The organism is Geodermatophilus poikilotrophus, from assembly GCF_900111455.1.
Classification (GTDB): Bacteria; Actinomycetota; Actinomycetes; order Mycobacteriales; family Geodermatophilaceae; genus Geodermatophilus; species Geodermatophilus poikilotrophus.
The window spans coordinates 272190-294289 of record NZ_FOIE01000007.1 but is presented as its reverse complement, the minus strand read 5'-3'; the positions used below and the strand labels follow the sequence as shown (position 1 = coordinate 294289).

At 76.3% G+C, this 22100-nt stretch carries 16 protein-coding genes; 9 read left to right on the top strand and 7 right to left on the bottom strand.

Translation table 11 applies throughout. The features are described from left to right. The first annotated feature begins 18 nt into the window (after positions 1-18). The 7 genes from BMW27_RS17255 to BMW27_RS17225 all read left to right on the top strand — a co-directional run bounded on the left by BMW27_RS17255 (position 19) and on the right by BMW27_RS17225 (position 9611). Positions 19-1386, top strand: a complete 1368-nt coding sequence (locus BMW27_RS17255) for an FAD-binding oxidoreductase (RefSeq protein ID WP_091446229.1) — start codon at positions 19-21, stop codon at positions 1384-1386. Between the two features lie 151 nt (positions 1387-1537). Continuing rightward, entirely contained in the window at positions 1538-3871 is a 2334-nt protein-coding gene (locus tag BMW27_RS17250; RefSeq protein WP_091446227.1) for a transketolase-like TK C-terminal-containing protein, read from the top strand. Positions 3872-3908: 37 nt separating this feature from the next. After that, positions 3909-4982, top strand: coding sequence for a winged helix DNA-binding domain-containing protein (locus BMW27_RS17245; protein ID WP_245743666.1), 1074 nt, complete (start codon positions 3909-3911; stop codon positions 4980-4982). A 10-nt stretch (positions 4983-4992) separates the two neighbouring features. Beyond that, on the top strand, positions 4993-5193 hold the full coding sequence (locus tag BMW27_RS23495; protein ID WP_091446225.1) for a hypothetical protein: 201 nt from the start codon (positions 4993-4995) through the stop codon (positions 5191-5193). Positions 5194-5258: 65 nt separating this feature from the next. Further along, positions 5259-5627, top strand: coding sequence for a cytochrome c-type biogenesis protein (locus BMW27_RS17235; RefSeq protein WP_091446223.1), 369 nt, complete (start codon positions 5259-5261; stop codon positions 5625-5627). A gap of 40 nt (positions 5628-5667) precedes the next feature. Then, a complete protein-coding gene (locus tag BMW27_RS17230; protein WP_091446221.1) occupies positions 5668-7740 on the top strand; it encodes a hydantoinase/oxoprolinase family protein in 2073 nt (690 codons plus the stop codon). Further along, positions 7740-9611 carry a hydantoinase B/oxoprolinase family protein gene (locus tag BMW27_RS17225; RefSeq protein WP_091446219.1) on the top strand — a complete coding sequence of 624 codons (1872 nt, stop codon included), beginning with the start codon at positions 7740-7742 and terminating at the stop codon, positions 9609-9611. The genes BMW27_RS17230 and BMW27_RS17225 overlap by 1 nt, the downstream gene beginning before the upstream one ends. Before the next feature lie 74 nt (positions 9612-9685). Here BMW27_RS17225 and BMW27_RS23750 read toward each other — a convergent pair whose 3' ends face one another. Then, the gene (locus tag BMW27_RS23750) at positions 9686-10606 is read right to left on the bottom strand and encodes a helix-turn-helix transcriptional regulator (RefSeq protein WP_245743664.1); all 921 of its coding nucleotides are present in this window, start codon (positions 10604-10606) and stop codon (positions 9686-9688) included. 242 nt (positions 10607-10848) lie between these two features. Here BMW27_RS23750 and BMW27_RS17215 point away from each other — a divergent pair, with 242 nt between their 5' ends. Beyond that, positions 10849-11760: a TolB family protein gene (locus tag BMW27_RS17215; RefSeq protein WP_091446216.1), complete on the top strand. Its 912-nt coding sequence runs from the start codon at positions 10849-10851 to the stop codon at positions 11758-11760. Positions 11761-11963: 203 nt separating this feature from the next. Here the strand turns inward: BMW27_RS17215 and BMW27_RS17210 are convergent, their stop codons facing one another. After that, a complete protein-coding gene (locus BMW27_RS17210; protein ID WP_091446214.1) occupies positions 11964-12161 on the bottom strand; it encodes a hypothetical protein in 198 nt (65 codons plus the stop codon). 62 nt (positions 12162-12223) lie between these two features. Further along, the gene (locus BMW27_RS17205) at positions 12224-12712 is read right to left on the bottom strand and encodes a DnaJ family domain-containing protein (protein ID WP_091446212.1); all 489 of its coding nucleotides are present in this window, start codon (positions 12710-12712) and stop codon (positions 12224-12226) included. A gap of 163 nt (positions 12713-12875) precedes the next feature. Between BMW27_RS17205 and BMW27_RS17200 the strand changes: the two genes are divergently transcribed. Continuing rightward, complete coding sequence (locus BMW27_RS17200; RefSeq protein WP_091446397.1) at positions 12876-13889, top strand: ATP-dependent DNA ligase; 1014 nt, start codon at positions 12876-12878, stop codon at positions 13887-13889. Between the two features lie 135 nt (positions 13890-14024). Here BMW27_RS17200 and BMW27_RS17195 read toward each other — a convergent pair whose 3' ends face one another. The 4 genes from BMW27_RS17195 to BMW27_RS17180 all read right to left on the bottom strand — a co-directional run bounded on the left by BMW27_RS17195 (position 14025) and on the right by BMW27_RS17180 (position 22056). Further along, positions 14025-14519, bottom strand: coding sequence for a MarR family winged helix-turn-helix transcriptional regulator (locus BMW27_RS17195; protein WP_091446210.1), 495 nt, complete (start codon positions 14517-14519; stop codon positions 14025-14027). 32 nt (positions 14520-14551) lie between these two features. Further along, on the bottom strand, positions 14552-15550 hold the full coding sequence (locus tag BMW27_RS17190) for a sensor histidine kinase (RefSeq protein ID WP_175486545.1): 999 nt from the start codon (positions 15548-15550) through the stop codon (positions 14552-14554). A 102-nt stretch (positions 15551-15652) separates the two neighbouring features. Beyond that, a complete protein-coding gene (locus tag BMW27_RS17185; RefSeq protein WP_091446206.1) occupies positions 15653-20779 on the bottom strand; it encodes a SpoIIE family protein phosphatase in 5127 nt (1708 codons plus the stop codon). Next, the gene (locus BMW27_RS17180; RefSeq protein ID WP_217638192.1) at positions 20776-22056 is read right to left on the bottom strand and encodes a DUF6986 family protein; all 1281 of its coding nucleotides are present in this window, start codon (positions 22054-22056) and stop codon (positions 20776-20778) included. Before BMW27_RS17180 ends, BMW27_RS17185 begins: the two co-directional genes overlap by 4 nt. Positions 22057-22100 lie beyond the last annotated feature (44 nt).

The following is a 22100-nucleotide window of genomic DNA, read 5'->3' as shown; positions in this document are numbered from 1 at the left end:
GAAGGAAGAGGCACGACCGTGACAGCACCGATCTCCGAGCTGGCGGCACTGCTGCCCGAGGGCGCCCTCGTCACCGACGAGGCGACGAGCGACGCCTACCGGCACGACAGCGCCAGCTCGTGCGCCGCCGGGCGTCCGCTGGGCGTCGTCCGGCCCACGACCACGGCCGAGGTGCAGGCCGTGATGCGCTGGGCCAGCCGGCACCGGGTGCCGGTCGTGCCCCAGGGCGCCCGGACCGGGCTGTCGGGCGCTGCGAACGCCGTCGACGGCGCGCTGCTGGTCTCGATGGTGCGGATGGACCGCATCCTGGAGATCGACGAGGTCGACCAGGTCGCGATCGTCGAGCCGGGGGTGGTCAACGCCGACCTGTCCCGGGCCGTGGCCGCGGTCGGCCTGTTCTACCCGCCGGACCCCTCCTCCTGGGAGCTGTCGACGATCGGCGGCAACCTCGCCACCAACGCCGGCGGCCTGTGCTGCGTGAAGTACGGCGTCACGGCGGACTTCGTCCGCGGGCTGGAGGTGGTGCTCGCCGACGGGGAGGTGGTCCGCGTCGGGCGCCGCACCGCCAAGGGCGTGGCCGGCTACGACCTCACCCGTCTGCTCGTCGGGTCGGAGGGCACGCTCGGCATCATCACGGAGGCGACGCTGGCCCTGCGTCCGGCACCCGAGCCGGCGCTGACCATGGCGGCGGTCTTCGCCAAGACCGCCGACGCGATGACGGCCGTCACCCGCATCATGGCGTCCGGGATGCGCCCGTCGATGATGGAGTTCCTCGACAAGCCCTCCATCCGGGCGGTCCAGGCCTACCGCGACATGGGCCTGCCCGTCGACGCGGAGGCCATGCTCATCACCCAGTCCGACCGGGGTCCCCTCGCCGCGGCGGACGTGGCCGCCATGGGGGCGATCTGCGAGGAGCTCGGGGCGAGCGAGGTCGCCGTCGCCGAGGACGCCGTCGAGTCCGCCATGCTGACGCAGGCCCGGCGGCTGGTGAACCCCGCGGTCGAGGAACTGGGCGCGACGCTCATCGACGACGTCGCCGTGCCGCGCGCCCGGCTCGTGGACCTGCTGGCCGGCATGGAGCAGATCGCCGCCGCGACCGGGACGTTCGTCATCTGCCCCGGTCACATCGGCGACGGGAACATGCACCCGACGGTGGTGTTCGACCGGGGCGACGACGCCGCCGCCGAACGGGCCCAGCGGGCCTTCGACGCCATCATGCGGCTGGCCCTGGACCTGGGCGGCACCATCACCGGGGAGCACGGCGTCGGGCTGCTCAAGCGGACCTGGCTGCGCTCGGAGCTGGGCGAGCGGTCCTACGCCCTGCAGCAGCAGATCAAGTCGGTCTTCGACCCGCTGGGGATCCTCAACCCCGGCAAGGTCCTCTGAGACCACCGCGGCCCGGCGCCCAGGACGGCCGGTCGGCCGGCCGTCCGGGGCGCGGGCCACGCGGTGCTCGACCAGCCCGGTCGGCCGGCCCGGCAGTGTGCTCGACCCGAGGGGTCCGGCGGGCCCTCCGGCCACGACCGAGGAGCAGGGGATGAGTCTGACGGCGACGCAGCCGCACCAGGACAGCGAGCAGGACCGCGCACTCCGGGAGATCGAGCAGCGGGTGCTCTGGCTGGCCACCTCCATCGTCGACCACGCCAACCGGCTGCGCCCGAACCCGACGGGCCTCAAGGTCGGCGGCCACCAGGCCTCCAGCGCCTCGATGGTCACGATCATGACCGCGCTCTGGCTGGAGCAGCTGTCGGCGCAGGACCGCGTGTCGGTCAAGCCGCACGCCTCGCCGGTGCTGCACGCGCTGGAGTACCTGCTGGGCCAGCTCGATGCGTCCCACCTCCCCCGCCTGCGCGAGTTCGGCGGGCTGCAGAGCTACCCCAGCCGGCTCAAGGACCCGGTCCCGGCGGACTACTCGACGGGATCGGTCGGCATCGGGGCCACCGCGCCGATCTGGGGGGCGCTGGCCCGCCGCTACGTCGGCGCCCACTTCGGCCCCGGCGAGGTGGGCGCGAGCGGCCGCCAGTGGTCCCTGGTCGGCGATGCCGAGCTCGACGAGGGTGCCGTGTGGGAGGCCGTCCTCGACCCGATGGTCGCCGAGCTGGGCGAGGTCGTCTGGGTGGTGGACCTCAACCGGCAGTCGCTGGACCGCGTCGTCCCGATGATGGGCGCCACCCGGCTGCAGGGCATGTTCGCGGCGGCCGGCTGGCAGGTGCTGACCGTCAAGTACGGGCGCCTGCTGGAGGAGCTCTTCGCCCGTCCCGGCGGCGCGCACCTGCGCGACCGGATCGACGAGATGACCAACCCCGAGTACCAGCGGATGCTCCGGCGCACCGCCGCGCAGCTGCGGGAGGCGCTCCCCGGGGACGGCCCCGGCGCGGCCGAGATCGCCCGGCTGGTCGCGGACGTGCCCGACGCCGACCTGCGCGCCGCGGTGCGGAACCTCGGTGGTCACGACCTCTCGGCCCTGCGGTCGGCGTTCGCGCAGATCGACGACACGCGGCCCACCGTGGTGCTGGCCTACACGCTGAAGGGCTACGGGCTGGCCACCGAGGGGCACCCGCAGAACCACTCGGCGCTGCTGACCGAGGCCCAGATCGGGCAGCTCGCCGACTCCCTCGGCGTGGACCCCGCCGACCCGTGGGCGGTCCCCCCGCCCGGCAGCGCGGCCGCCCGCCTGCTCGCCGACGCCGCCGACCGGCTGCGGCGCGTCGAGGAGGTCCCCGCCGAGGTCCCGGCCGTCCCGGCGGACCTGGGCCGCACCCCCACCGGCACCGCCACGACGCAGGCGGCGCTGGGCCGCGCGCTGCTCGACCTGAACCGGGCCGCTCCGGAGGCCGGCCGCCGCGTCGTCACGGTCAGCCCGGACGTCAGCTCCAGCACCAACCTGGGCGGCTGGGTGAACAAGGTCGGCGTCTGGTCGTCGGCCGAGCGACCGGACTGGTTCGCCGACGACGCCGAGACGATCCTGCACTGGCGGGAGCAGCCCGGCGGCCAGCACATCGAACTGGGCATCGCCGAGACCAACCTGGTCGGCCTCATGGGGGAGCTCGGCGCCACCTGGAACCGCTGGGGACAGCCGCTGCTGCCGATCGGCGTCATGTACGACCCGTTCGTCGAGCGGGCACTGGAGCCGTGGTCGTTCGGCATCTACGCGGGCGGCCAGTCCATCCTGGTCGGGACGCCGTCCGGCGTCACGCTCGCGCCCGAGGGCGGGGCGCACCAGTCGATCAAGACGCCGTCCATCGGGCTGGAGCAGCCCGGCTGCGTGACCTACGAGCCGGCGTTCGTGCTGGACACCGAGTGGTGCCTGCTCGCCTCGCTCGCCCGGCTGGGGCGGCCCGGCGGCAGCTCGGCCTACCTGCGGCTGTCGACCCGGCCGGTCGACCAGACCCTCGCGGCCGTCCCCACCGACCCCGCCGCCCGGGAACGGCGCCGCCGGCAGGTCACCGCGGGGGCGTACGCGCTGCGCCGCGCCGGACGTCCGGCGGTCACGCTGGTCACCATGGGCGCCGTCGTGACGGAGACGCTGGCGGCCGCCGACCGGCTCGACGCGCTCGGGGTCGGCGCCGACGTGGTCTGCGTGACCAGTCCCGGGCTGCTGTTCCGCGCGCTGCAGGGACGACGGGGCCTCGACGACGCCGGGACGTGGGTCCTCGACACGGTCTTCCCGCGCGACCGGGCCACCCCGCTCGTCACCGTCCTGGACGGCCACCCCCACACGCTGGCGTTCCTGACGGGTGTCAACGGGGTGCCCGGGACCCACCTCGGCGTGACCGCGTTCGGGCAGAGCGGTGACCTGGCCAGCGTCTACCGTCACCACGGCCTGGACGCCGACTCGATCGTCGGCGCAGCGCTGGACCTGGTGGACTGACCGCCCAGGACGGAGGGTGGCGGCCGTGGGAGTCTCCGTGACGCGCGGGCAGGTGCTCGCGTTCCGGGTGCGCGGGCAGCAGCTGGACCGCGAGGCCGGCACGCCCGACGACACCGCCGTGCTCGACATCGGCGTGCAGGACACCGGCCCGGACGGCGGGCGGTGGGCGCTCGCGCTCCGCGGCGTCCCCACGCCGGCGGACGACCAGCTCGCCACCGCGTGGACGATCCGCGGCGCCCCGCACCTGTACCGGCGGGCCGACCTGCCCGGGGTCGCCGCGGCCACCGCCCCGTTCTCCGACGCGGACGCCGGCAAGCGCATCTACGACGCGGCCAAGCCGCTCGCGGCCGCGGGGATCGGCAACCTCGAGGGGCTGGACGCCGTGGCCGCGACCATGCGGTCGGTGGTCACCGCCCCCATGGTCAAGGGCGAGGTGTCCGGTCGGCTGACCGAGCTCCTGCCGGAGCCCCACCTGCGGTTCTGCCGGCCGTGCGACGCCAGGCACGTGCACGAGATGCCGTTCCGGCTGGCCGCGCTGCGCGCCGGGCTGGAGCTGGAGCCGGGCACCTCGCCGCCGGTGCTGCGCCCGGTCCCGGGCCTGGTCCCCGCCGACACCGTGCCGCCGCACCTGGACGTCGTCCGCGGCTACCTGCGGCTGCTCGGCCCGGCCACGCCCAAGCTGGTCGCCGGCTACCTCGACGCGCCGGTCGGGGACGTGCGGGCCCGCTGGCCGGAGGACGCCGTCGAGGTCGCGGTGGACGGCGAGCGGCGCTGGCTGCTCGCCGAGGACGCCGCCCGGATCGGGGACGTCCCACCGGCGACCGGGGTCCTCCTGCTCGGCCCGTTCGACCTCTTCCTGCAGGCCCGCGACCGGCCGCTGCTGGTCGACGACCCGGTCCGGGCCAAGGCGCTGTGGCCGGTCCTCGGCCGGCCCGGCGCGGTGCTGGCGGACGGCGAGGTCGCGGGCACCTGGCGGCCGCGCAAGACCGGCGCGACGCTGACCGTGGCGGTCCAGCTGTGGACCCCGCTGCCGCGGGAGGTCGTCACGGCGGCCGCCGAGCGGTTGGCCGCCTTCCGCGGGGTAGTGCTCAAGGACGTCCACATCGACTGAGGGAGAGGCCATGACCGGTCCTGACGACGCCTTCCTGGCTCCGGACGACGCGCTGCGCGGCTTCGACGACGACAGCGACGTCGAGTCCGGCACGGGCGACGGCGAACGCCCGGGGGCGGACGACGTCGAACGCCCGAACCCCGCCGGCGCCGCGGTCGAGGACGCCGGCCGCTCGGCCGGCTCCCTCCAGGACGGGACCGGGGAGCAGTAGCTCCGGCGACAGGTCCTCCGGCGGGCCCGCAGGTCGGCGGCCCACCGGCCTGGCAGGCTGCCCGCATGACCCCGCCCGGGCACGCCTCCGGCGTCCGCCCGTGGACGGTGTGGACGCCGCTCGGCGTCGCCCTCGCCGTCGTGCTCTTCCTCGCGACCGTCGGCAGCGTCGGTGTCGGCTTCGGCGTGATGACCGACTGCACCAACACCTACAGCTGCACCTCGACCGGGTGCCCGCCGTGCGGGACGACGAGCGCCTGGCTGACCGCCGGCTGGATCGGCCAGGGGGTGCTGCTGCTCGTCGGCTCCGTCCTCGCGGTCCTCGCCGTGCGGCGCCGGCGGCTGCCCGCGGTCCGGGTGGCCGCCCTCGCGCTCACCCCGGTCAGCATCGCGCTGGTCGTGGTCACGACCGCGCTCGCGGTCGCGGCCGGCTGACGCTTCCACCGCCGGTATCTCAGCCCTAAGGTATCCGGGCATGGAGCCGCGCCGAGTCCGCATCGGCATCGACACCGGCGGGACCTTCACCGACGTCGTCGCGGTGGACGAGGCGACCGGCCGGACCACGACCACCAAGACGCCGTCCACCCCGGCCGACCCCGCGGAGGGGTTCCTCACCGGCGTCCGCAAGGTGCTCGGCCTGCTCGGGCTCGACGGCAGCGCGGTGACCGCCGTCAGCCACGGGACGACGGTCGCGACCAACCAGCTGCTCGAGGGCGAGCTGGACCGGATCGGCTTCCTCACCACCGAGGGCTACGAGTCGGTGCTGGAGATCGCCCGCCAGTCGGTACCCGACGGGTACGGCAACAGCTACTTCTGGGTCAAGCCGCCGCGGATCGTCCCCGCCGACCTGGTGCGCACCGTGCGCGGCCGACTCGGCTCCCGCGGCGAGGAGGTGCGGCCCCTCGACGAGGAGGACGCCCGCGCCGCCGCCCGGTTCTTCCGCGACGCCGGGGTCGGCACGATCGGCGTCTGCCTGCTGCACTCCTACGCGGACGACGCCCACGAGCGCCGCGTGCTGGAGATCCTGCGCGAGGAGCACCCCGGCGCGGTGGTGAGCGCGAGCTCGCAGGTGCTGCGCGAGTACCGGGAGTACGAGCGGTCGGTGACCACGCTGGTCGACGCGGCGGTCAAGCCGCGGGTGGGCGCGTACGTGACGGCGATCCGGGAGGGGCTCGACGGCATCGCGCCGGGCGTGCCGTTCTACGTGATGAAGAGCAACGGCGGCGTGCTCTCGGCCGCCGAGGTCGTGCACCAGCCGATCACCACGGTGCTGTCCGGGCCGGCCGCCGGCGCGCTGGGCGCGGCCCTCGTCGCCGGCGCGGCGGGCTTCGACCGGGTGCTCACCTGCGACGGCGGCGGCACCTCCACCGACGTCGCCGTGGTCGTCGACGGCGAGCCGGCGATCACCACCGAGGGCTCGGTGGGCGCCTACCCCTCGAAGATCCCGATGATCGACGTGGTCACCGTGGGCGCGGGCGGCGGCTCGATCGCGTGGCTGTCACCGGAGGGCACGCTCAAGGTCGGGCCCCGCTCGGCCGGCGCCGACCCGGGGCCGATCTGCTACCCGTCCGGCGGCTCGGAGCCGACCGTCACCGACGCCCACGTGGTGCTCGGCCGCATCCCGCCGCACCTGCTCGGCGGGGAGATCCCGCTGTCGGTCGGCGCCGCCCGCGCCGGGCTGGAGCAGCTGGGCGAGGAGCTCGACCTCGACCTGGAGCGCACCGCCACCGGCATCCTGGAGATCTCCGCGTGGAACCAGGCCAACGCGCTGCGCCAGGTCACCGTCGCCCGGGGCCTCGACGTCCGCGACTTCACGCTGACCACCTTCGGCGGCTCCGGCTCGCTGCTGGCCTGCCGGCTGATGGACGTCCTCGGCCTGCCGCGCACCCTCGTCCCGCCGGACCCGGGCAACCTCAGCGCGTTCGGCCTGCTGACCGTCGACGTCCGCAACGACCACGTGCAGACGGCGATCAGCCGGCACGCCGACCTGGACCTCGACCGGGTGCGGTCGGTGTTCACCTCGCTGGAGGACGACGCCCGGGCCGCGCTGGACGGCGAGGGGTTCTCCCGCGACCGGCAGCGGCTGCAGCGCAGCGCCGACCTGCGCTACGTGGGCCAGGCGTTCGAGGTGCGCGTCCCGGTAGCGGACGGCGACCTGGACGCCGCAGCCGTCGACCAGGCCTGCGAGGGCTTCCACGCCGCGCACCGCGTGCTCTACGGCTACGACTTCGCCGAGGACCCGCGCCAGGCCGTCGAGTGGGTCAACCTGCGGGTGAGCGGGATCGGGCCGATCCGCCGTCCGGACCTGGTGGAGCTCGCGCCGGCCGACGGGCCCGTGACGGACCGGGCCGTCACGGGCTCCCGGCCGGTCTTCTTCGACGGCGACTGGGTGGGGACGCCGACGTACGACCGGCCGCGACTGGCGCCCGGTGACGTCGTGCCGGGACCGGCCGTCATCGAGGAGTTCGGCTCGACCGTGCCGGTGCACCCCGGCTTCCACGCGACCGTGGACCGCCACGGGAACCTGCTGATCGAGAGGGACGCCTGATGGGCCTTCCGGACGCCGACCCGGTGCTCGTCGAGATCGTGGCCGGCACGCTGGCCGCGATCGAGCGCGAGGTGGAGACCTCGATCGGCCGGACGTCGCGGTCGCCGATGATCCGCGACGCGCACGACTTCCGCGCCGGCATCCACGACCGGAAGCTGCGCAAGCTCACCGGTCGCTCGTACTCGGCACTGGTGCACCCGGTGGTGCGCGACCACCCGATCGAGACGATGAACGTCGGCGACGTCTACTTCCACAACGACGTCTACCTCTCCGAGGGCGGCATCGGGCACCTGCCCGACCTGTGCGTCACCGTGCCGGTGTTCGCCGAGGTGGACGGCCCCGCCGGTCCGCAGGCGGAGGTCGTCGCCTTCGTGCAGGCGTTCGGCCACCACGACGACATCGGCGGCGCGGTGCCCGGCTCGATGCCGTCGGCGGCCACCTCGGTCTACGAGGAGGGGCTGATGGTCCCGCCGATCAAGCTGTGGGACCGCGGCGTCCGCAACGAGGCGGCGCTGGCGATCATGACCCGCAACTCGCGGATGCCCGACTCGCTGGCCGCCGACCTCGACGCCGAGTGCTCGGCCTGCCTGGCCGGCGCGCGTCGCCTCGGGGAGCTGTTCGCGCGGTACGGGGTGGCCGCCGTGGAGGCCTGCTTCGAGGCCATCCTCGCCAACTCCACCGAGGTGTACCGCCGGGAGGTGCTGTCGCAGATCCCCGACGGCACCTACGTCTGGGAGGACTACGCCGAGCACGACGGCGTGGAGCCGCCGAAGCTGCACCGCCAGCGGATCACGCTGACCATGGACAGCACGGCCGACGTCCCGCTGGTCATCGACTTCACCGGCACCGGGCCGCAGGCGAAGGGCCCGATCAACCACTGCGGTGACTACGCCGACGGCAACTTCCTCAAGAAGTGGCTGGCGCCGATCCTGCGCAACCTCGCCGAGACACCGGAGCGGATGGCGCAGCTCGACGTCAACGAGGGCGTCGTGCCGCTGATCGAGATGCGCTTCCCGGAGAAGGGCACGCTGCTCACGCCGGTCTTCCCCGCGCCGACCAACGCGCGGACGTTCGTCATCCTGCGGCTGCTCGGCGTCCTGTCGGGCGTGCTGGCCAAGGCGACCGGCGGCCGGATGCCTGCCGACCAGGAGACGATCCGCTACACCGGCGTGTACGGCGTCGACGAGGCCGGTGAGCCCTACCTGATGCGCGAGGTGCTCGGCGGCGGGTCGGGCGGGCGGTACTACGCCGACGGCGAGGACACGATCCACGTCGTCCCGGACTCGCGGAACCTGCCGACCGAGTTCACCGAGAGCCGCTTCCCGCTGCGGGTGGAGCGGCTGGGGCTGGCCCTGGACTCCGGGGGGCCGGGCCGGTACCGGGGCGGCTGCGGCTACGAGAAGCACATCCGGGTGCTGCGGGACGCGCACTTCATGTCGATCGCCGACCGCTCGATCCTGTCCTGCTGGGGGGTCGCCGGCGGCCGCGCCGGGCGCCCGTTCCGGATCACGGTCGACCCGGGCGGGCCGGACGAGCACGACGTCGACGCGCTCGCCGACGCCGAGCCCCTGGCGGCGGGCACGGTCGTCCGCATCCGGACGACGGGCGGCGGCGGGTGGGGCGACCCGCTGGACCGGCCGGTCGAGGAGGTGCTGCGCGACGTCGCCTGGCGGAAGGTGAGCGTTGCCGGGGCCCGCGAGGACTACGGCGTCGTCGTGGCCGACGACGGCACCTGCGACGAGGCCGCGACCGGCCGGCTCCGCCGGGAGGTGCGGGACGCGCGCACCGGCGACGAGCCGTTCTTCGACCGCGGGCCGGGCTACGCGCGGCTGTCCGGCGGCGCCGCGTTCAACGAGTTCGACCTGCTCTGAGGGGACCCGCTGCTCCGGGCCCGCTGCAGGGTCCCGCCTCGAGCTGGCGAAGGGTGGGAGGACGGGGCGCTTGCTCAGTTCGCCCGCAGCCAGGCCAGCGCCGCCAGCACACGGCGGTTGTCGTCCGGGTGGAGGGGCAGGCCCAGCTTGGTGAAGACCGCGGCGACGTGGGTCTCCACGGTCTTGGGGCTGAGGTACAGCTCGCGGCCGATGCGCTGGTTCGACCGGCCCTCGGCGATGAGCCGCAGCACCTCACGCTCCCGCGGGGTCAGCGGGTCGCCCCCGGTCGTCCCACGCCGGGGGGCCGGCAGGGTGAGGGCGACACCGGCCGGCCGGGCGGAGGCGGCACCGGCCGGCACTGCGGAGGTGGCACCGGCCGGAGCGGACCGGCCGCCGACGGTCGCCGGGACGACGAGCGGGGCGACCTGGAGCGCCGGCACCTCCACCGGGGAGCGCCGGGCGTGCCGGAGCACGGCCACGACGTGCGGGGACACGAGTGAGACGAGGTCGCGCTCCCAGTCGGTGAACGACCGGGCGGAGCGACCGACGCTGATCCCGCTGAAGGCGGACCCGTGGTCGGTGGCGCCGAAGGCGATCTGGTCGTCGACGCCCAGCTCGCGGTACGCCTCGCGGTAGACGGCGTTGGCCTGCCACTCCCGCCGGCTGACCAGGTCCGTGGTGCGCAGCGGCTCGCCGAGGGCGGGCAGGGCCATGGTGTAGGCGACGATCGGGTGCTGCGCCATGACCGAGGGGTAGCCGCCCAGGAGCTCCGCGCGGTAGGTCTCGGCCGGCCACCCGAGCGCCACCTCCCGGCCGGTCCGCCGGTCGACCTCGTGGTAGACGGCCAGGTGGGACCCCAGCAGTCCGGCCAACCCCGGCAGCACGACGTCCCGCACACCGGCGAAGTCCTCGACCTCGTCGAGGCTCCGAACGAACTCGCGGCACCGGCGCAGGCGCAGCACCGGGGACGCGTCGACCAGGCGCTGCGACTCCATCGTCCCCCCAGGCACCAGGGTTCATCACCCACGGTGTGCCCCCGGGTGCGCCCTGCGACCAGTGTGCGGACGGCTGCCCGCCCACGGCAAGAGCCGGGGCCACCCCCGAGGCGGGACCAGGGCCGGCCCCGATCCGCCCGCGGCCCCGACGGGCCACCCTCGTCCCCACCTGGCCGCACCGGCCGGGTGCGTCCCCACCGGTCCGAGGGGGACGCGGACCGGACCGGAGCAGGTGATCCCGGATGCGTCGCTCCCTCGTCGTGCTCGCGTCGGCGCTCGGCGTCGTGCCTCTCCTCACCGTCCCGGCACAGGCGGGCGGCGAGGCGCTCCCGTTCGTCTTCAGCAGCGACCGCGACGGGGACGCCGAGGTCTACCGGTTGCTGGCCGACGGGCGCATCCGGCAGCTGACCCACAACGACGTCGAGGACGACCAGCCGGTCTGGTCGCCGGACGGCCGACGGATCGCCTTCGTCAGCACCAGGGACGGCAACGCCGAGGTCTTCGTGGTGGACGCCGACGGTTCCGACCTCGTGCAGGTGACGGACACCGCGACGACACCCGACGGAGCGGAGGTCCGGAACGACTCGCCCGCGTGGTCGCCGGACGGCCGGACCCTCGCCTTCACGTCGAACCGCGACGACCCGGAGGGTGAGGTCTACCGGGTGGCGGCCGACGGCACGCGGCTGCAGCGCCTGACCACCAACCCCTTCGTGACCGACAACGCCCCCGCCTGGTCACCGGACGGCCGGTACCTCGTCTACGCCGTGATGCCGCCCGCGGACGACGCGGACCTCCACCGGATGCGCCCGGACGGCTCGCGCATCCGGCAGCTGACGGACACGCCGGACGTCGACGAGAGCACACCGGAGTACTCGCCGGACGGCCGGACGATCGCGTTCAGCCGCTTCGACCTGCTCGCCGACGAGCGGGACCTGGCCACGATGCGTGCCACCGGCGGGCCGGCACGCCCCCTGACCGGGGAGCCGGACCGGGACGACTGGTACCCGCGGTGGACGGCGGACGGCCGGCAGGTCGCGTTCTGGGCCCACGACGGGGCGCGCTCCACCACCTGGCTCGTCGACCGTGACGGGACCGACGTGCGTCAGCTGACCCCGGGGACGGCGGACGACACCTTCCCCGACCCCCGGCCCTGACCCGCCGGACCCCCACCCGCAGCGGCCAGGGGGAACCGCTGCGGGTGGGCCCCCGGCTCCCGGGCCCCCGGCTCCCGGGTCCCCGGCCGCGGGTCCACGTCCGGTGCGGAGGCCCCGCTGCAGCGGCCCGTCCCAGGTCCTCCCCTGAGCCGGCGAAGGGCGGGGAGGACGGGTCCTCCCACGGTGGGGCGGCGGGTCCTCCCTCAGCGGGTGCCGAACTCGGTGCTCCCGGCCGGCGGCTTGGCCCCGTCGCCGGTCTCGCCCTCGTCGCCCCGGTTCGTCGGGTGGTCGGTGTGGCGCGGGTCGTCGTCGGTGTCGTCGACGTCCTCGGGGACCAGCGGCGTCTCGTGCAGGACGTTCTCGCGCGCCTCGTCGCGGTCGGTGCCCGGTACCTCGGTCATGGCGACCTCCTCATCTCGGGGCCGCTGCCGTACCCGACCGCTGCCCGGGGATGCACCGGCGGCTACGCCCGCGGCGAACGGAGGCGGTGCCACCAGCGGGACCGCGGGGGCGCCGGCGGGACGACCGGCTCGGGGAGGGACGGCGGCGGGCGGGTGGCCTGCCAGAGCCGCACGAGGGCGTCCTCGTCGGCCAGCCCGGGGACGGCGTCCGGCCCGTCCTGCGGACGCCGCCAGTGCTGCTCCACCCGGGCGTTGAGATCCGCCACCGTCGCCCGGACCGCGGCCTCGCTGGGCAGCTGCGGCACCCGCAGCGCCAGGTCCTCGCGCTCGCGGCGCAGCGCCATGCCCGGCGGCAGCATGTCCTTGGGGTCGGCCTGCTGGCGGCGTGCCCACTCCAGCGCCCACTCGTAGCTGGTCTGCTCCCTGTCCCGCCGGGGCAGCGGGCGGCCGGTGCCCTCGAGCCCCTCGAACGCCCCGCGCTCCTGCGCCTGGGTGATCTGGTGGTCGATCCAGGTCTCGAAGGACATCCCCGGGGGCTTGCGCTCGGTCATCACCCTCCTTGGTACCCCGCCGTTGCCGGATCGTGCCTTGACCTCCGGCACCGCTCGTGCGGGTACCTCGGCCTCCTCGCGGAGCGTGGCGACGTGCCCCGAAGGGGTGAACCGGCAGCTCAGCGACCCGCGCGGGCGCCCGGCAGCCCCCAGGCTGTCCGTCGTGCCGCTGTCCGTGCCCGGCCTGCCCGACGTGCCGCCCGAGCTGGCCGGCCCGGTCGCGGTGGAGCTGGCCAAGCCGGTGCGCGACCTGCCGCGGGCCGACGCGCTGCCCGGCGGGGTGCTCTACGAGCCCAAGTGGGACGGCTACCGCCTGGTCGTCGTCCGCACCGGCGGCACGACCCGGGTCTGGTCCCGGCAGGGCCGCGACCTGTCCTCCCGGTTCCCGGACGTCGTCGCCGCGGCCGTGGCCCAGGTGCCCGCGGGCACGGTGCTCGACGGCGAGGTCGTCGTCTGGAACGGCTCCCGGCTGGACTTCGGGCTGCTCCAGCAGCGGATGGTCGCCACCGCCGGCCGGATCGGTGCGCTGGTCGCCGCCGCGCCCGCCTCCTACGTCGCCTTCGACCTGCTGGCGCTGGGCGGCGCGGACCTGCGCGCGCGCCGGCTGCGGGAGCGGCGGGCCGCGCTGGAGGACCTCGCCGCCCGGTGGGCCCCGCCGATGCAGCTCTCACCGGTCACCGCCGACCCCGCCGAGGCCCGGCAGTGGTCGGCCGACTTCCGGCCCGCCGGGGTGGAGGGGCTGGTCGCCAAGGGCGCCGGGACCCGCTACGCGCCCGGCCGGCGGGAGTGGCTGAAGGTGAAGTCCTGGGAGACCACCGAGGTGCTCGCCGGCGGCGTCATCGGACCGCTGGAGCGGCCGAGCCAGCTCGTGGCCGGGCGGTACCGGGACGGCGAGCTGGTCGTCGTCGGCCGGACCAGCCCGCTGTCGCCCGCGCAGTCCGCCGAGCTGACCGCCGTCCTCACCCCGGCCGGGCCGGACCACCCGTGGCCGGAGCGGATCGGCACCGGCGCCTTCGGCGGCGGCCGGCTGTCGGTGCCGCTGACCCGCGTCCGCCCGGACGTCGTCGTCGAGGTCAGCGCGGACGCCGCGCTGCAGGCCGGCGTCTTCCGCCACCCGCTGCGCTTCGTGCGGGTCCGCCCCGACCTCGCCCCGGACGACGTACCCGCACTGACCTGAGCGGCCGACCGGAGACGCCCTGCGGTGGCGGCGCGAGGAGTGGGGGCCGCAGGCTCCCGCGATCGAGTGCCGGGCAGGGCTCGACGCAGCAGGGGGACGGCACCTGGCCGCGGTGCGGTCCGGAGGACCGCCGTGTCAGGGCACGCGGCCCAGGGCGACGAGCAGCCGGCGCAGCAGCCCGGCGAGGGCGTCCAGGTCGTCGTCGGCGAGGCCGGCCAGCAACCGGCGCTCGGTCTCCAGGTGGTCGGGCAGCGCGGCGTCCAGGGCCGCGCGGCCGGCCTCGGTCAGTGTGACGACGACGACCCGCCCATCGGCCTCGCTGCGCTCGCGGGTGATCAGCCCCCGCTCCTCCAGCCGGTCCAGCCGCTGGGTGATGGCACCGGAGGTGACCAGCGCCGTGCGCATCAGCGCGGTGGGCGTCAGCTGGTAGGGGGCACCGGCGCGGCGCAGCGCGGCCAGCACGTCGAACGAGGGGACGTCGAGCCCGTGGCGGGCGAAGGTGGCGCGCTGGGCGAGGAAGACCTCCCGCTGCAGCTGCGAGATGCGCCCGACGACGCCCATCGGGCTGCAGTCCAGGTCGGGCCGCTCCCGGGCCCACTGGGCCAGGATCTGGTCGACGGCGTCCCCCACGCCGGTACCTCAGCAGTGAGAGATCGACGGCGTCAAGCAGGCTGCAGGCGGGTGCTGAGCCGGACGGTGAGCCCCTCGGGGCCGGGGACCAGGTCGACGGAGTCCCAGAGCTTGCGGGCCAGCCACAGGCCCATGCCGCCACGGGCGAGGTCGGCGCCGTGGGCGGGCCGGAACCCGGCCAGCGGGTCGCCGAAGGAGTGCCCGCAGTCGGTGATGGCGCAGACCAGCCGCTCGCCGTCGGTCCACATCCGCACCGACACCGGGCGGACGCCGTGCCGGAAGGCGTTGGCGGCGACCTCGGCGGCGGCCAGGTGCAGGTCCTCCCGCTGGTCGCGGTCGGGCACCCGGGCGGCGAGGACCCGGCCGATCGCGTGACGCAGCGCCACCAGCGTGGGGACGTCGTCGAGGGCGAGCACCGGTGCGGTGTCCTGGACCGGCTCCCGCGGCCACGGCAGCCGGGGCAGGTACTCCACCGGGTCGCGGTAGGCCGGGCTCGGCCCCCAGGCACCGTCGACGACCAGGAACGGGTGGGTGGCGGCGGCGGTCTCGACGACCTCCGCGGGCAGCCGGCGCCGGTCGTAGAGGCACAGGGCGTCGACCGCCATGTCCTGCACGACCCGGTTGGCCGCCGACTCGAACCGCACCCCCTCGCGCCAGCCGGCCGGGGTGGGCCCGAAGTCCACGAGGGAGAGGACGCGCAGCTGCCGGTCCCCCGCCTGCTCGGCGGTCCGCCGGGCGTGGGCCAGCGCGTCGGGCGCCCGGGCACCGAGCAGGCTCAGCCGCGGGTCGTCGCGGACCTGCCCGGCGCGCTCACCGAGCTCGCCGCAGAGCAGCGCCGCGATGTCGGGCGGGCAGGTCAGCGCGACGACGTCCCCGGCGCGCAGCCCGGCGTCGAGGAAGGGCAGGGCCACGGCCAGCAGGTCGGCCTCCCCGCGCACCACCGCGGCGGAGTGCCGCGACGGGACCGGGGACCCCGCGCCGCTCCCCGGGTGCGGCAGCGGCGCCCGGGCCTCGCCCACCGCTCGGTCCACCTCGTCCGGTCCTCCCTCCGGCCGAGAGCTCAGGCCGGGTGCCGCGTCATCCTCGTCCACGCCCACCCCCGATCACCCAGGGGGTGCCCACTGTGCGCGCCGTCACGCCTGCAGTCCCTCCCAGGCCTGCTCGTCGACCCCCGCCAGGGCGAGGATCCGCGCCGGCGGGGTCCCGGGCCGGGCCAGCACCCGCAGCTCGACGCCGGCCCGCCGCGCCCGCGCGACGGCCTCCAGCACCAGCCCGACGCCGGCGCTGGCCAGGTAGCCGGTCGGCCCGAGGTCGAGCGTCGCGACCGACCCCGGGGCGAGCTGCTCGAGCCGGGTGAGCACCTGCCGCCGCAGCCGCCCCGCGGTGGCCAGGTCCACCTCGCCGTGCACCTCCAGGCGCGGCCCGCCCGGCTCGTCGTGCACGGTCACCACGGCGCCCCCGTCGAGGGGAGGACCCACCGTGCCGCGCCGCGGACGGACCTCGGGGGTGCCGGGGACGGCGGGGGCCACCCGGAAGCGGACGGTCGTGCCCGCGACCTCCGGGACGTGCACCACCTCGACGTCGGTGGCCAGCGCGCTGATCAGCTCGAGGCCGCGGCCGCGGTAGCCGCGGTCGGCCGGCGGTGGCCGCCACAGGCCGGAGTCGCGCACCTCGACCCGCACGCTCCCGTCGGCCTCGCGGGCCACCCGGTAGCTGCACTCGCCCTCGGCGGCGGCCGCCGCGTAGGCGTGCTCCACCGCGTTGGCCAGCGCCTCACCCAGCGCCAGCTGCAGGTCCTCGGCGGTGTCGTCGGGCAGTCCGGCCGCCGCCGTCCACGCCGTCACGGCCCGCCGGACCGCGGACAGCCGCCGGGGGTCGGCCGGCAGCCGGGCGGACAGGGGGGCGGGCAGCAGCCGGGCGGCGATCAGCGCGACGTCGTCGGGCTGGTCGGCGCCGGCGAGGACCTCGGCGAGCAGCCGTCCGGTCAACCCGACCGGGTCGGCCGCGGCGTGCCGGGCCGCGGCGGCGCGCACCCGCTCCAGCCCGTCGTCGAGGACCTCGCCGCGGCGCTCGACCAGCCCGTCGGTGTAGAGCAGCAACGTCGCACCCGGGGTGATCTCGACCGTGCCCTCGGTGTACGGGCGCCGGCCGGGTGCGCCGAGGACGGCGCCGGAGCCGGCACCGTCGAGCAGCTGCGCCCCGTCGGAGGTCACCAGCAGGGCCGGCGGATGACCGGCTCGGGCCCACCGCACCGTGCCGGCCGTGCCGTCGACGACCAGGCAGGCGGCGGTGGAGGCCAGTGCGCCGGGCAGCCGGGCGGCGAAGCGGTCGAGCAGCTCGAGCGCCTCCGCGGGCCCGCAGCCCTGCAGGACGGCCGCCGAGAGCGCGCTGCGCAACTGGCCCATGACCGCGGCGGCGGCCGGACCCTGCCCGACGACGTCGCCGACGGCGATCGCCACCCGGTGGTCGGCCAGCTCGACGACGTCGTACCAGTCGCCGCCGGCCTGGGTGCCCTCGGCGCCGGGCAGGTAGTGCGCCGCCAGCGCCAGCCGTTCCAGTGCGGGCAGCTGCGCCGGCAGCAGGCTCAGCTGCAGCGTCTCGGCGATGCCCCGCTCGGCCCGGTAGAGCCGGGCGCGGTCGAGGGCCTGCGCGCACTGCTCGGCGACGGCGAGCAGCACCGCCCGGTCGGTCGCCGAGAACCGCTGCACCTCGGGCCAGGCGATCGACAGGACGCCGACCACCCGCCCGGCCGCGGACAGCGGCAGGGCCGCGACCGCAGCGAGCCCGAAGTCCGCCGCCGACGCGGCCAGCTCCGGCGCGAGCTCGCGGTGGGCCGGGGGCTGCGCGGCGACGTCCTCCACCCACACCGGACGGCGCTCGGTGACGGCGGTCGTGGCCACCAGCGGGGCCGACATCGGCAGCGTCCGCCAGGCCTCCAGGCCGGCCGGGCTCCCGCCGGCGATAGCCAGCGCGGACAGCGCCCGGTGCGACGGGTCCAGCTCGTAGACCGCGACGCGGCTGTCCGGGCCGGTGAGCGCGCGGACGTGGCCGCCGGCGACCTGGGCGACCTCCAGCGGGGTGGTCGCCGCGGACAGCTCGGCGGTCGCCCGTTGCAGCAGGGCCAGCCGTCGTGCGGCCGCCCGCTCGTCGGCGAGGAGCAGCGCGTTGTCCACCGCCAGGGCGGCGCGGCCGGCGACCTCCTCGACGAGCACCCGGTCGTCGTCGTCGTACGGCGGCGCGTCCGGACGCCGGGCGAGCCCGAGGACGGCGAGGACCCGGCCGCGGACGGACAGTGGCACCGCCATCCCTGGGCCGACGGCCAGGACCTCCGCGACCTCCGGGCGGTCGGGGGCCACCTGGGGCAGCTGCGCCCGCAGCACGGTCCGGCCGGTGCGCACCACCTCGGGGCCGAGCCCCGACTCGGGGTCGAGGTCGGCCACGGCGGCCTCGGCGGCACCGTGGAGCCCGGCGATCCCGGCGAAGCGCAGCCGTCCGTCGTCCGCCAGCACGCGGGCCGTGCAGAGGTCCGCGAGCCGCCTGTCCACGAGCAGCCGGGCCAGCGCACCCAGCTGCCCGTCGACGGTGGTCTCCCGGTCCAGCGCGGTGCCGACGTCGGCCAGCAGGGTCTGCCGGGCCGTCTCCCGGGTCCGGGCGTTGATGTCGGTGCAGCTGCCCACGTAGCCGGCGGGGGTCTCGCCCGCCCCGGTCGGCTGGCCCCCGATCGGCACGGCCCGCTCCAGCAGCCAGTGGTAGGTGCCGTCGGCGCGGCGCAGCCGGACGTCGACCTCCCAGCCCTCCCGGCGCGCGGTCGCCGCGGCGACGACCTGGGCGTAGCGGTCCCGGTCGTCCGGGTGCAGGCCCTGCTCCCAGCCGTCCCCGACCTCCTCGCGGGCCGGGCGGCCGGTGAACTCGGTCCAGCCGCGGTTGACGAACACCCGTCGTCCGTCGGGGTCGGTGACCCAGATGAGGGCCGGCGCCAGGTCGGCCATCGCGGTGAACTGCTCCTCGGCGGCCCGCCGGGCCCGGCCCAGCTCCAGGTGCGCGCGGACCCGCGCGAGCAGCTCCTGCGCGGAGAACGGCTTGACCAGGTAGTCGTCGGCCCCGGCCGCCAGGCCCTCGACGGCGGCCTCCTCGCCGGCCCGCGCCGACAGCAGCACCACCGGGACCCGGGCGGTGCGCGGCTCCGCGCGCAGCGCGGCCAGCAGGCCCATGCCGTCCAGCTCGGGCATCATCACGTCGCTGACGACCAGGTCCGGCGGGTCGGCCAGCGCCGCGTCGAGGGCCTGCCGGCCGTCGGCGACCGCCCGGACCTCGTAGTGCGGCCCCAGCAGCCGCAGCAGGTACCCCCGCATGTCGGCGTTGTCGTCGGCGACCAGCACCCGGCCGGAGACCACCGCCGGACCCGCGCTCGCCGGCGCCGGCTCGGCGGCGGCGTCGCCGTCCGGCAGCCAGCGCAGCGCCTCGGTGACGAAGGGGACGGCGGCCGGGGACACGGTGGGCGCGTCGGGAGCGGTTTCGGCCAGCCGGTCGGCAGGCAGGTGGGCGGCGCCCATCGGCACGGTGACGGTGAACGTCGTCCCGGTGCCGGGGGCGCTGTCGACGTCGATGGTGCCGCCGTGCAGTCCGACCAGCTCGCGCACCATGGCCAGGCCGATCCCGCTGCCCTCGCCGGACCGCCCGCGCGCGTCGGCCACCCGGTGGAACCGCTCGAAGAGCCGGGGCAGCTCGTCGGCGGGGATGCCCGTGCCGGTGTCGGTGACGCTCAGCCGCGCGCAGCCGTCGTCCTGTCGCAGCCGCACCGCGATGCCGCCGGTGAAGGTGAACTTCAGCGCGTTGGAGAGCAGGTTGAGGACGACCTTCTCCCACATGTCCCGGTCGACGCGCACCGGCCCGTCCAGCGGGCCGCAGTCGACGGTGAACTCCAGACCCGCCCGGGCGACGGCCGAGCGGAAGACGCTGGCCAGCTCGGCGGTGGTGGCGGCGAGGTCGACGGGCTCGAAGCGGGCGTCGATGCGGCCGGCCTGGATGCGGGAGAAGTCCAGCAGGGTGTTGACCAGCTTGCCCAGCCGCTGGGCGTTGCGCTCGATGACCTCCAGCTCCTCGCGCACCCGCGGGTCCGACGCGGCCACCGGCGAGGCGCGCAGCTCGGCGACCGGGCCGGCGATGAGCGTCAAGGGGGTGCGGAACTCGTGGCTGACGTTGCTGAAGAAGTCGGTCTTGGCGCGGTCCAGCTCGGCCAGCGCCTCGGCCCGGCGCCGCTCGGCCTCGTAGCTGCCGGCGTTGGTGAGGGCGGCGGAGAGCTGGTTGGCCACCAGGCCGAGGAAGCCGCGGTAGGCGTCGTCCCAGCGCCGGTGCGGGTTGAGGCCGACCACGAGGAAGCCGGCGACCGGGCCGCGGTCCTGGGACGACGAGGCGATCGGCAGCGCGGCCGCCTGGACGGGGGGCACCTCCCAGGCGCCGGTCGGCAGGCCGGGGAACCGGCGGTCGAGGTCCGCCACCACGACGTCCTCGCCGGCCAGGAGCCGCGCCACCGGCCACACCGCGTCGTCCTCGGCGGTCAGCACCCGGGGCAGTGCGGCCGACCCGGGCTCGATGCCGGCCGCGCTGCCCAGCCGGGCGGTCCCGTCGTCGTCGAGCAGGTAGACGGCGCTGAAGGGCAGGTCGACGTCGTTGCGGGCGAGCTGCTCGCCGGCGGCGGCGAGCACGGTCTGCTCGGAGCGGGCGGCCCCGAGCGCTGCGGCGAGGTCGCGCAGCGTGGCCATCCGCCGCTCGCCCACGACCTGCTGGGTGGTCTCGGTGACCACGCAGAGCAGGCCGCCGGTGCCGCCGTCGTCGTCGGGCAGGGGGCTGTAGGAGAAGGTGTGGTACGTCTCCTCCCGGTAGCCGCTGCGCTCCAGGAAGAGCAGCAGGTCCTCGTCCCAGGTGGCGGTGCCGTCGTGGAGCACCGCCGAGGTGCGCGGCGCGATGTCCGGCCAGATCTCGGCCCACACCTCGGAGGCCGGCCGGCCCAGCGCCCAGGGGTGCTTGGTCTGCAGCGTGTCGTGCCGGTAGGCGTCGTTGTAGAAGAAGGCGAGCTCCGGGCCCCAGCCGGCCCACATGGCGAAGCGCGACGTGAGCAGGATCCGGACGGTGTGCCGCAGCCCGGAGGGCCACCGCTCCGGCGGGCCGAGCGGGGTCTGCGCCCAGTCGATCCCGGCCATCGCCCGGCCGACCTCGCCGCCGCCGGCGAACAGCGACGCGCCGAGGTCCTGGTCGTTCACGAGGGGATGGTAGGTCGAGGGTCGCCCGGGCCGGTCGCGGACGTGTCGACCCGCGCGCTGCGCCCGGCCAGCCGCGCCAGCTCGGGGCGCCCGACACCGGTGGCCGTCCGCACCTCGCCGTCGTCCAGCGCGCCGCAGTCCAGCCCCCGCAGCACGACGGTGGCCAGCGCCCTCGCGGTGGCCGGCTCGTCGAGGACGCCGCCGTCGACCCGGTCCAGGTAGGCCGCCAGCCGGGCCGCCGCGGCGGGCAGCGCCGCGCGGAAGAAGGCGTAGGTGGCCGCGTAGCGGGTGACCAGCTGGGCCGGGTGCAGGTCCCAGCCCTGGTAGAGGCCGCGCTCCAGGGCGTGGCGAACCAGCCCGGCGTGCAGCCGCCAGGCCGCGTGCACCGCGTCGCGGTCGCCCGCGGGCAGCACGTTGGTCGAGCCGTCGACCGCCACGGCCCCGGTGCCGGCGACGGCGACCTGCAGGAGCTGCTTGGCGAGGTCGAGCGCCGGGTGGTCGGAGGACTGGTGGGCCGCGGCGATGCCGAGGGCGGCGCTGTAGTCGTAGGTCCCGGAGTGCAGACCGGTCAGCCGGGGTCCGGCCGCGTGCACCAGCCGGGCGGCGGCCACCGCGCCGTCGGGACCCACGACGGCCTGCGGGGTCTCGACCTGCAGCTCCAGGGCGAGGACGACGCCGTGCTCGGCCTCCAGCGCGTCCAGCACCGGCAGGAACGCCCGCACCTGCTCGACGTCGGTCACCTTGGGCAGCGTGACCGTCGCCGCCCGCGCGTGCGGGGCGACGTCACCGGGGGACAGGCCGCCGAGGAAGAGGTCCAGGGAGCGGACGCCGCGCCGCCGGGTGGGACCCTCCAGCGACTTGGCCCGGATGCCGACCGACGGTGGGGCGCTGCCCGCGGCGAGGTCCCCGGCCACGGCCGCGGCGGCCCGGCGGACGTCGTCGTCCTCCCGCCCGGGCGGGCCGCGGTAGCCGTCCTCGGCGTCGACCCGCAGGTCCTCCACCGGCTCGGCGGCGAGCTTGGCGCGCACCCGCGGCAGCACCTCCTCGAGCAGCCCGCCGTCCAGGCCGAGGTCGGGGAGTCCGTGCTCGTCGAGCGCGGCCAGCGCCTCGGCGCCCCAGGCGGCGGCGAGGCCCGGGACGACGGCGTCCGCGGGCACGTAGCAGGTGTGCACCGGCTGCCGCGTCGTCCGCTCGCCGGGGAAGGCGGCGGCGCGGGCGGCGTCGACGGGTGCCAGCCGCCGGTCGAGCTCGGCGTAGACGTCCTCCGGCAGCGGCATCCCCCGACCCTGCCACGCCGGTGGTCCCCGCGCGGGGGCCGCCG

Bases quoted from the DNA above. Each gene is read 5' to 3' on its own strand.
- BMW27_RS17215 (WP_091446216.1), top strand. From the start codon at position 10,849: ATGCGTCGCTCCCTCGTCGTGCTCGCGTCGGCGCTCGGCGTCGTGCCT.
- BMW27_RS17205 (WP_091446212.1), bottom strand. From the start codon at position 12,712: ATGACCGAGCGCAAGCCCCCGGGGATGTCCTTCGAGACCTGGATCGAC.
- BMW27_RS17180 (WP_217638192.1), bottom strand. From the start codon at position 22,056: ATGCCGCTGCCGGAGGACGTCTACGCCGAGCTCGACCGGCGGCTGGCA.
- BMW27_RS23495 (WP_091446225.1), top strand. From the start codon at position 4,993: ATGACCGGTCCTGACGACGCCTTCCTGGCTCCGGACGACGCGCTGCGC.
- BMW27_RS17230 (WP_091446221.1), top strand. From the start codon at position 5,668: ATGGAGCCGCGCCGAGTCCGCATCGGCATCGACACCGGCGGGACCTTC.
- BMW27_RS17250 (WP_091446227.1), top strand. From the start codon at position 1,538: ATGAGTCTGACGGCGACGCAGCCGCACCAGGACAGCGAGCAGGACCGC.
- BMW27_RS23750 (WP_245743664.1), bottom strand. From the start codon at position 10,606: ATGGAGTCGCAGCGCCTGGTCGACGCGTCCCCGGTGCTGCGCCTGCGC.
- BMW27_RS17235 (WP_091446223.1), top strand. From the start codon at position 5,259: ATGACCCCGCCCGGGCACGCCTCCGGCGTCCGCCCGTGGACGGTGTGG.
- BMW27_RS17210 (WP_091446214.1), bottom strand. From the start codon at position 12,161: ATGACCGAGGTACCGGGCACCGACCGCGACGAGGCGCGCGAGAACGTC.
- BMW27_RS17225 (WP_091446219.1), top strand. From the start codon at position 7,740: ATGGGCCTTCCGGACGCCGACCCGGTGCTCGTCGAGATCGTGGCCGGC.